Origin of the sequence: Achromobacter sp. (genome assembly GCF_036567245.1) — a bacterium.
Taxonomy (GTDB): domain Bacteria; phylum Pseudomonadota; class Gammaproteobacteria; order Burkholderiales; family Burkholderiaceae_B; genus Achromobacter.
Window position 1 is genome coordinate 1 of sequence record NZ_DATCUY010000483.1, and the last position, 9,615, is coordinate 9,615.

Sequence of the window (9,615 nt, forward strand, 5' to 3'; positions counted from 1 at the left end):
CGGCAAGCTGCCAACCGACCCCTGGGACGCGCGCGACGGCTGGCGCCTGGGCGGCCGCTACCAGCGCCAGCTGCAATGGGTGGACAACGGCGAAACCCGCCGCGTCACCGTCGCCCGCCAGGGCGGCGCCTGGACGCTGGATTCCGGCGCCGGTCCGCAAGCCTTCCTGTGGCGCGCCCATGCCAGCGCCAATCCCAACCTCGCCTACGGCCTGCGCATCACGCTGGATGGCCATGAGAGCGCCGGCACGGTCGTGCTGCACGCCGACCGCGCCCACGTCTTCGGCGAAGCCGGCGTGCACGTACTGGACCTGTACGATCCGCTCGCGCATTCGCAGGATACGCAAGGCGAACACGGCGGCGGCCTCACCGCCCCCATGCCCGGCAAGATCATCTCGATCTCGGTCAAGGCCGGCGACACCGTGGAAAAGGGCGAGCCGCTGCTGGTGATGGAAGCCATGAAAATGGAACACACCATTTCCGCGCCCGCCGACGGCAAGGTGACGGAAGTGTTCTACGGCGTGGGCGATCAGGTGACGGAAGGGGCAGAGCTGGTCGCCATCGGCGAGTAGCCAGGCGCGCCGTAACAAAATCGTCACCCGTCCCGCCGGCCGCGGGTTCATCATGGGCGCTCCTGCTTATCCTCGGGAGTACCCATGATGAGTTCAATGCCATCCGAATCGGCGGCGCCCCGCCTGTTTCCAACCCTGCGCTGCCGCGACGCGGAGGCGATGATCCGCTGGCTTACCGGCGTGGTGGGATTCACCGAACATGCCGTCTACCGCGACGACGGCACTGTGCAGCATGCGGAACTGGCCTACGGCAGCTCCCTCTTGATGCTGGGCCCGGACCGCGACGACGCCCATGGCAAGCTGGTGGGCGACCTGCAAGGACGCCGCACCGATGCGCTGTATCTGGCCGTGGACGATCCGGACGCCCTGCACGCGCAGGTCCAGGCCAGCGGCGCCACCATCGAAACCCCACCGTACGACACGGCCTATGGCAGCCGCGAATTCGCCTGCCGCGATCCGGAAGGCAACTTGTGGAGCTTCGGGACTTACTGGCCCAAGACGTAGCGGCAGGCGCGTCCGCGCCTTCGCGTGATTTATGCGTTTTCCGCAATCATTTATCGAAATAGATTGTTCTTGTTATAAATAAGCAAGGACTCCTATCCTCCTCGTAACGTCATTCGACAGCCACGAGGAGATTCTGATGAGTGCGGTTCTGCAAGCGAAGGCATCGCCGGCAAACATGGTGCCGGCCGGCGTGGACCTGGTCGAGTACTACTACGAGCGCGGCTTCACGGACGGGTTGCCCGTCGTCCCGCCGACCCAGGAGAAGATCGACGAGATCGTGTCCCGGCTGGGTGGCGATCCCGGTTTCGTGGAAGCGCGGGTGGCGCCGCGCTGGGGCGAACTGACGCGCGAAGTGCTGGCCGTCAACATGGTGATGGCCGGCTGCAAGCCCGAGTACGCGCCGGTGGTGCTGGCGGCGGTAAAGGCCGTCACCGATCAAGCCTTCAACCTGAATGGCGTGCAGGCCACCACGCACGTGGCCGCGCCCCTGTTGATCGTAAACGGGCCGATCGCCCGCGAGATCGGCATGAACGGCGGCGTCAACGCGTTCGGTTCCGGCAATCGCGCCAACGCCACCATCGGCAGGGCGCTGCGCCTCATCATGCTGAACGTGGGCGGCGGCTGGCCGGGAGACCTGGACAAGAGCACGCTGGGGCATCCCGGCAAGTACACCTACTGCGTCTGCGAAAACGAGCTGCAGAGTCCGCTGGCGCCGTATCACGTGGAACACGGCTACAAGGCCGAGGACTCCACCGTGTTCGCGATGGCGGCCGAGGCGCCGCACAGCGTTACGAACCACATTTCCAACGACCCCGAAGGCATCCTCGACACCATGTGCTCGGCCATGAGCACCATCGCGTCCAACAGCGCGGTGCTGGGCGGCCACATCGCGGTGGTGCTGGGCCTGGAACACGCGCAGACCATCGGCAAGCATGGCTGGTCGCGCGCCGACGTGCGCAACTACCTGTACGTCAATCACGGCAACCGCTTCATCGACCTGGCTTACGGCCACCGCTACGGCAAGGTCTACAACCGCAACCTGCCCAAGTACTACAAGCGCGACGACGACACCCGCATCCCCATCGTGCACAGCCCGGACCACATCCATCTGTTCGTGATGGGCGGCGAGGCGGGCCGCTTTTCCGTGCTGATACCGGGCTGGGGGCATATGAGCACGCCCGTGCTGCGCGCCATCGATGGCGCCAGCGCCGACAGCGGCGATTGCACCAGCGGCGCCTGCGCCATCTGACGCGTCATCCGGATACGACAACCAGGAGATCGGAAATGTTGATGAACAACGGGGAAAAAGTCGCGGTGTACGACCCGCGCGGCGCGCTGCGCTTCGAAGATGTGCCGGTATCGGCGCGCAAGAAGAACCTGACCGGATTGCGGCTGGGCATACTCGACAACTCCAAATGGAACGCCAACAAGCTGCTGCGCGGCGCGGCAGCGGCCCTGGGCGAGGACATCGCCTTCGCCGAGGTGAACTACTACGTCAAGCACAGCTTCTCCAAGGATGCTGCACCCGAGCTGATCGAGCGCATCGCGGCCGAGAACGACGTGGTGCTGACCGCCATCGGCGATTGCGGTTCCTGCTGCTCGGCCTGCGTGCGCGACTCCATCGCGCTGGAGCGGCTGGGCGTTCCCAGCGCGGTCATCATCACGACCGAGTTCGCCCGCGAGACGGAGCTGACGCGCCAGGCCATCGGCATGAAGGCGCTGGAGCCCGTCGTGATCGCGCACCCGGTCAGTTCCATCACCGCCGAAGAAGTGGCGCAGCGCGTCGTCCAGATCAAGGAACAGGCGCAGCAGGTGTGGCTGGGTACCAAGGCGCCAATGCAGGTCCGCGTAGAGCTGCAATAACAGCGGCCGCCGAGGTGGCGTCCTAGGCGCCGCAGCCGACGGCGCGGCGACAACGGGAGACAGAACGATGGGCGCACTATCGCATTTGCGAGTGCTGGACCTTTCGCGCGTGCTGGCGGGCCCCTGGGCCAGCCAGCTGCTCGCGGATCTGGGCGCGGAGGTCATCAAGATCGAGCGGCCCGGCCAGGGTGACGACACGCGCGGCTGGGGTCCGCCATGGATCAGCGATCCGCAATGGGGCGACGTGGCGCAGTCGGCTTACTTCGCCGGCGCCAACCGCAACAAGAAGTCCGTGGCCGTCGACATCGCCACGCCCGATGGCCAGCGGCTGGTGGCGGCGCTGGCCGCGCAATGCGACGTGCTGATCGAGAACTTCAAGGTGGGCGGTCTGCAGGCCTATGGCCTGGACTACGACACACTCAAGCGCAGCCATCCCGGGCTGGTGTATTGCTCCATCACCGGCTTCGGTCAGGACGGGCCCTATGCCAACCGGCCGGGCTATGACTTCCTGATCCAGGGCATGGGCGGCCTGATGAGCATCACCGGCCGTGGCGACGGCCAGCCCGGCGCCGGCCCCCTGAAGGTCGGCGTGGCGCTGACGGACATCCTGACCGGCCTGTACGCCACCGCCGGCATCCAGGCGGCCCTGGCGCATCGCGACCGCACGGGCGAAGGGCAGCACGTCGACGTGGCCCTGCTGGACGTGCAGGTGGCCGCGCTGGCGAACCAGGCCATGAACTTCCTGGCCAGCGGCTGCGAGCCGGCACGGCTGGGCAATGCCCATCCCAATATCGTGCCGTACCAGGATTTCGCCACCCGCGACGGCCACGTCATCGTCACCGTGGGCAACGACGCGCAATTCCGCCGCTTCTGCGGCGCCATCGGCCGCCCCGACCTGGCGGACGATCCTCGCTACGCCACCAACACGGCGCGGCTGGCATCGCGCGACTCGCTGATTCCGCAGATCCAGGCACAGATGGCGGAACAGCCCGGCGCGCACTGGCTGTCCACGCTTGAAACGCTGGGCGTGCCTTGCGGCCCCATCAATGGCCTGGCGGAAGTATTCGCCGATCCGCAAGTCCTGCAACGCGGCATGCGCGTGCCTATGCCCGACGCGCAATCGGGCTGCGCCGAACTGGTCGGCAATCCGCTGCATCTATCGGGCACGCCTGTGGAGTATCGCAGCGCGCCTCCTGTACTGGGCGCCCATACGGAACCGGTCCTGCGCGACATGCTGGGACTGGCGCCAGAGGCGCTCGCCGAACTGCGGCGCAAAGGCGCGATCGCCGCCACATCCTGAGTAGCTGTGCCTTACACAAGAATGAGACTAGGGAGACAAACCATGGAACCATGCATTCAGGCGCAGGACCCCTCAAACCCGCTCAGGCGTCGCCTGTTGATCGGAGCCGCGGGCGCAACCCTGGGTACGCTTTGCAGCGGCGCCAGGGCGCTGGCCGCCTCCGATTACCCGTCCAAGCCGCTGCGTGTCGTCATTCCCTATCCGCCAGGCGGTCCCACCGACATCGTAGGCCGCATCGTCGCGGCGACCTTGGCCGACAAGCTGGGGCAATCGGTCGTCATCGACAACCGGCCCGGCGCCAGCGGCATGATAGGCGCGGACGCCGTGGCCAAGGCGGCGCCGGATGGCTATGTGCTGCTGATCAATGTCTCGGGCCAGCTGGTCAACCCGGCGCTCTACGCCAACATGTCGCATGATCCGCTCAAGGATTTCCGCGGCATCACCAATCTGGCCTCGACGCCCATCCAGCTGGTGATCAGCGCCAATTCGCCGGTGCGCTCGGTTGCCGACCTGATCGCCCTGGTACGCTCGCAACCCGGCCGCCACAACTTCGCCTCATCCAGCAACGGCACGCCTGGCCATCTGGCTGGAGAGGTGTTCAAGGCGGCCGCCAAGCTCGACGTCACGCATATCCCATACAAGGGCAGCGCGCCGGCGCTGACCGATGTGATCGGCGGCCAGGTCACCTACATGCTGGACTCGATGCCCTCGTCCATCAGCCTCGTCAAGGGCGGCAAGCTGCGCGCGCTGGCGGTCACCTCGGACCAACGCGTGGCCGCGTTGCCGGACGTGCCTACCTTCGCCGAATTGGGTTATCCCAGCGTCAACCTGACCACCTGGTACGGCATGTGGGCGCCGGCGCAAACGCCGCCGGAACTGGTCGCGCGCATCTACCAGCAAGTGGACGCGGTGCTGCAGCGGCCCGACGTGCGGGCGCGCCTGGCCGACGCGCAGGCCATGCCGGTGGGAGATACGCCCGAGCACTTCGACGCCTATTGCCGATCTGAAGCGCAGCGTTATGCCGAGATCGTGCGGCTGGCGGGGATCCGGCTGCAATGAGCGCCGCCGACTCCTACCGCCATGCGCGGCTGCTCATCCTCGGCTCCGGACCGGCCGGCTATGCCGCTGCCGTCTATGCCGCACGCGCCAATCTGAACCCAGTGCTGATCGCGGGCATGGCGCAGGGCGGCCAGCTCATGACCACCACCGATGTCGACAACTGGCCCGCCGACGTGCACGGCGTGCAGGGCCCCGACCTGATGCAGCGATTCCAGGACCATGCGCTGCGCTTCGGCACCGAGGTCATCGCCGACCACGTGCAAAGCGTGGACCTGTCGCAGCGACCCTTCACCTTGCGCGGCGAACGCGCGACCTATACCTGCGACGCCTTGATCGTGGCAACAGGCGCGGTTGCGCGCTATCTGGGGCTGGACTCCGAACAGGCCTACATGGGCAGGGGCGTGTCCGGCTGCGCCACCTGCGACGGCTTCTTCCATCGCGGCCGCGATGTTTGCGTGGTGGGCGGCGGCAACACGGCGATCGAGGAAGCGTTGTACCTGTCGAACATCGCCCGTTCCGTCACGCTCATCCATAGACGCGGAACGTTCCGCGCCGAGGCCATCATGTTGGACAAACTCAAGGCCAAGGTCGAACAAGGCCTGATCCGGTTGAAGCTGGACAGTGTGTTGGACGAGGTGCTGGGCGACGCAGGCGGCGTGACGGGCGTGCGCGTCCGGCACCTGGCCGACGGAAGTTGCGTGGATCTGGAGGTGAGCGGGTGCTTTGTCGCCATCGGCCATCGTCCCAGCACGGAGCTGTTCGAAGGCCAGCTTGCGCTGGAGGATGGCTACATCGTGACGCAAGCCGGACGCAAGGGACTCGCCACCATGACCAGCGTAGGCGGCGTGTTCGCCGCTGGCGACGTGCAGGACACGGTGTACCGGCAAGCCATCACCAGCGCCGGCAGCGGCTGCATGGCGGCGCTGGACGCGCAGCGCTTTCTGGAACAGACCGCGGCCTGAAGCCTAGGCGCCGCTGCGGCGGCCGCGGCGCGCGGGCGCAACCACCTGCACCCAGTCGCTGCGCAACTGCGCCAGGAAGCCGCTGGCGCTGGGAGTCAGGCCGCGCTCCTTGAGAAACACCACGCCTATGGCCTGGCTCAGCGCAGGCTTGGTCAACGGCCGCGCCACCAGGTCCGCACTCAGCGCGGCCGGCACCGCGCCGCCCGGCACGATGGCAATGCCCACGCCGGCCCACACGCATTGCATCACGGTGGCGAACTGACTGACGGTCACGGCGTGCCGCAACGGCACGCCTGCGATCGACGCATGGCTATCGATCAGACGGCGCGTCTGCGCCTCGCGCGGCAGCGAGACCAACGCATACGGCGCCAGTTGCTCAAGCGTCACGCCGGTCTGCGTGGACAGCGGATGCTTGCGCGGCATCACCACATGAAAGGCTTCGCGGCCCAGCGACACTACCGAAAAATCGCCCGGCACTTCGTCGATATACGTAATGCCCATATCGGCCACGCCGCTGCGCACATCGTCCAGCACGGTGCCGTGCACGCCCTCGCGGATCTGCAATTCGATACGGGGCCGAGATTCGCGGTAGCGGGCGACGATGCCTGGCAGCTGCGTGTAGGCCACCGACATCACCGCGGACACGATGCTGCGGCCACGCTGTTCATCCGAAATCTCGCGCATGTTCTCGTAGGAAATGCGCAGGTCGGACAGCATGCGGTTCGCCAGCGACACGAACTCCTGGCCCGCCGGCGTGGTTTCAACGCGGCGCGTGGAACGATGGAACAGCTCGACGCCCAAGGCCTTTTCCACGCGCTGCACCGTGCGCGTGAGTGCGGGTTGCGAGATGTTCAGCGTCAGCGCGGCGGCGACGAAACTGCCGCACTCGGCGACGGTGCTGATCGCCTGCAATTCGCGCGAACTCAGATCGGGAAGCGTGGCCATGGGTGAATGCCGTTGTGGAGGTCGATATATGCAGGAATCGAAATTATAGATTCCATGCATCCGCCTTGCGCATGAATGAGAGCCCGCCATCTTCCGGGACAGACTGGATTTCCGGAACGCGTCTGCAAGGAGGCTCTTAGTTTCCCGTCAGCGACTTGTCCCTAGAATGCTGAGTCCGGCGCCTGTCACGCGCCCCAAGCGCCATCCCTCATGCCCGCCCCCGATTCCCCCAGTCCGCTTCAACGTCCCGCCTTCCTGCACTACCTGTTCGCGCGCATCGGCGCGTCGCTGGCCTTCCAGATCGTCTCGGTCGCCGTGGGTTGGCAGATCTACGCACTGAGCGGCAGCGCCCTGGATCTGGGCCTGATCGGCCTGGCGCAGTTCCTGCCCATGGCGGCACTGACACTGGTGGTGGGCCACGTGGCCGACCGCTACGACCGCCGCAAGATCGTGGCGGTGTGCATGGCGCTGGAAGCGCTGGCCACGCTGGTGCTGGCCATCGCGGCCCTGCACGGCGTGGGCGGCAAGACGCTGATCTACGCCACCATCATCATCATGAGTTCGGCCCGCGCCTTTGAAGCGCCGACCATGGCCACGCTGATCCCGGCGGTGGTCCCGCGCGAATGGCTGCCGCGCGCGACCGCGCTGGCATCCTCCGGTGGTCAGATCGCGCAAATCGCCGGCCCGGCGCTGGGCGGCGTCGGCTATGGCCTGGGGGCAGGATGGATCTATTGCGTGGCGGCGGCGCTGTATCTGTCCGCCTTCGCCTCCATCGCCACGCTCGTCATCGAACGCGCGCCGCCGCGCAAGGAACCTACCACCTGGCGCACGCTGTTTGCCGGCATCACCTTCATCTTCCAGCGCCGCCTGCTGCTGGGCACCTTGTCGCTGGACCTGTTCGCCGTGCTGCTGGGCGGGGCCACTGCGCTCCTGCCCATCTTCGCGAAGGACATCCTGAACGCAGGCCCCTGGGCGCTGGGCGCGCTGCGCGCCGCTCCGGCCTGCGGCGCTGCCTTGATGTCCTTGACCCTGGCCCGCCTGAGCCTGGGCGAACACGTAGGCCGGCTGCTGTTCGGCGCGCTGATCGTGTTCGGGCTGGCCACCACGGTGTTCGGCCTGTCGACCTCGATCCCGCTGTCCATCGGCGCGCTGGTGGTGCTGGGCGCGGCAGACGCGGTCAGCGTGGTGGTGCGCTCGTCGCTGGTGCAGCTGAACACGCCCGACCATATGCTGGGACGAGTGAGCGCGGTGAACACGCTATTCATCGGCACTTCCAACCAGCTGGGCGAATTCGAGTCCGGCGTCATGGCCGCGGCCTTCGGCGCGGTGCCTGCGGTGGTGATCGGCGGGGTCGGCACCATCGCCGTGGCGGGATTGTGGATGCGGTGGTTTCCGGAGTTGAGGAAGCTCAGGAGCTTGCACGCGCCCTGATGCGGTGCGCGCCGTGAACAGCGCGTCGAAACCCTCGGCCAGTTCCACGTAGAGATTGCGCTGCCTCTATCCCCGGCAGCAACACTCGATAATCTTGATACAATAAGAATCATTATCATTTGATCAAGACATGCCTACGCGCCCGGGTCACAGAACCCGGCGCCGGACATCGACAGGGGCATCATGGGGGAGCGGTTCTTCGGCGTGATCGCCGAGGCGTACAAGGCGTGGAACGCGGAGCTGGTCGGTTTCCTGAACCGGCAGCTCAAGCGTTCGCCCGAGGTTGCCCAGGATCTGGCGCAGGAGACCTTCGCCAAGTGGCTAGCAGCGCATGACGGCGCCGCGCCGCCGGAAAAGCCGCGCGCCTATCTGTACGAGATCGCGCGCAACCTGCTGCGCGACCACTGGCGTCGCGAGAGCGTGCGCGACGAGCACGTGGTGGCCAGCCTGGACGACCAGGGCTTCGAACCCACGGCCGTGGGCCTGGCCGCCCCCGCCGGCCTGCAGCCGGAAGCGCGCGCGGACGCCAGCCAGCGCCTGCGGCTGTTGCAGGCCGCTATCGACGAGATGCCGCCGCGCCAGCGCGAGGCCTTCCTGCTATATCGGTATGATGAGCTCCGCTGCGAGGACATCGCCAACCACATGGGCATCACCGTGCGGGCGGTGGAGAAGCATCTGCAACTGGCGCTGGCGCACTGCAAGCGCCGTGTCCACGGCGAAACGCCATGACCCGATCCCTACCTTTATCCGCTGTCGAAGAGGCCGCGAGCGCGTGGTTCATGCGCCGCCGGGATCGCGCGTCCGATGCCGGCGCCGAACAGGCCTTCCAGGCGTGGCTGCAAGCGTCGCCCGCGCACCGGCGAGAGTACGAGCGGCTGGAGCAGGTGTGGGAGGACATGGCAGCGCTGCCGCGGCCGGACTCCGCGCCGACGCGGACACGCGATCAGACGCCGATGCACACTCACGTCCCGCCGCGCGGC

At 66.9% G+C, this 9,615-nt stretch carries 11 protein-coding genes; 10 read left to right on the forward strand and 1 reads right to left on the reverse strand.

The window, feature by feature from the left end; translation table 11 throughout:
- The 7 genes from VIR09_RS20590 to trxB form a co-directional block, all read left to right on the forward strand.
- A partial coding sequence (locus VIR09_RS20590) for an acetyl-CoA carboxylase biotin carboxyl carrier protein subunit (RefSeq protein ID WP_332014533.1) occupies nucleotides 1-571 on the forward strand: 571 nt, incomplete at its 5' end.
- Between the two features lie 84 nt (nucleotides 572-655).
- A complete protein-coding gene (locus VIR09_RS20595) occupies nucleotides 656-1,075 on the forward strand; it encodes a VOC family protein (protein ID WP_332014534.1) in 420 nt (139 codons plus the stop codon).
- A gap of 136 nt (nucleotides 1,076-1,211) precedes the next feature.
- Nucleotides 1,212-2,324: a hypothetical protein gene (locus VIR09_RS20600; RefSeq protein WP_332014535.1), complete on the forward strand. Its 1,113-nt coding sequence runs from the start codon at nucleotides 1,212-1,214 to the stop codon at nucleotides 2,322-2,324.
- Between the two features lie 35 nt (nucleotides 2,325-2,359).
- Entirely contained in the window at nucleotides 2,360-2,938 is a 579-nt protein-coding gene (locus tag VIR09_RS20605; protein ID WP_332014536.1) for a UGSC family (seleno)protein, read from the forward strand.
- 67 nt (nucleotides 2,939-3,005) lie between these two features.
- Nucleotides 3,006-4,238, forward strand: coding sequence for a CaiB/BaiF CoA-transferase family protein (locus VIR09_RS20610; protein ID WP_332014537.1), 1,233 nt, complete (start codon nucleotides 3,006-3,008; stop codon nucleotides 4,236-4,238).
- Between the two features lie 96 nt (nucleotides 4,239-4,334).
- Nucleotides 4,335-5,297 carry a tripartite tricarboxylate transporter substrate binding protein gene (locus tag VIR09_RS20615; RefSeq protein WP_332014538.1) on the forward strand — a complete coding sequence of 321 codons (963 nt, stop codon included), beginning with the start codon at nucleotides 4,335-4,337 and terminating at the stop codon, nucleotides 5,295-5,297.
- On the forward strand, nucleotides 5,294-6,259 hold the full coding sequence (gene trxB / locus VIR09_RS20620) for a thioredoxin-disulfide reductase (protein WP_332014539.1): 966 nt from the start codon (nucleotides 5,294-5,296) through the stop codon (nucleotides 6,257-6,259). The genes VIR09_RS20615 and trxB overlap by 4 nt, the downstream gene beginning before the upstream one ends.
- Before the next feature lie 3 nt (nucleotides 6,260-6,262).
- Here the strand turns inward: trxB and VIR09_RS20625 are convergent, their stop codons facing one another.
- Complete coding sequence (locus VIR09_RS20625; protein ID WP_332014540.1) at nucleotides 6,263-7,204, reverse strand: LysR family transcriptional regulator; 942 nt, start codon at nucleotides 7,202-7,204, stop codon at nucleotides 6,263-6,265.
- A 210-nt stretch (nucleotides 7,205-7,414) separates the two neighbouring features.
- Between VIR09_RS20625 and VIR09_RS20630 the strand changes: the two genes are divergently transcribed.
- The 3 genes from VIR09_RS20630 to VIR09_RS20640 all read left to right on the forward strand — a co-directional run.
- Entirely contained in the window at nucleotides 7,415-8,635 is a 1,221-nt protein-coding gene (locus tag VIR09_RS20630) for an MFS transporter (protein WP_332014541.1), read from the forward strand.
- Nucleotides 8,636-8,818: 183 nt separating this feature from the next.
- Nucleotides 8,819-9,364, forward strand: a complete 546-nt coding sequence (locus tag VIR09_RS20635; protein ID WP_332014542.1) for an RNA polymerase sigma factor — start codon at nucleotides 8,819-8,821, stop codon at nucleotides 9,362-9,364.
- A partial coding sequence (locus VIR09_RS20640; protein ID WP_332014543.1) for a FecR/PupR family sigma factor regulator occupies nucleotides 9,361-9,615 on the forward strand: 255 nt, incomplete at its 3' end. The genes VIR09_RS20635 and VIR09_RS20640, both read left to right, overlap by 4 nt.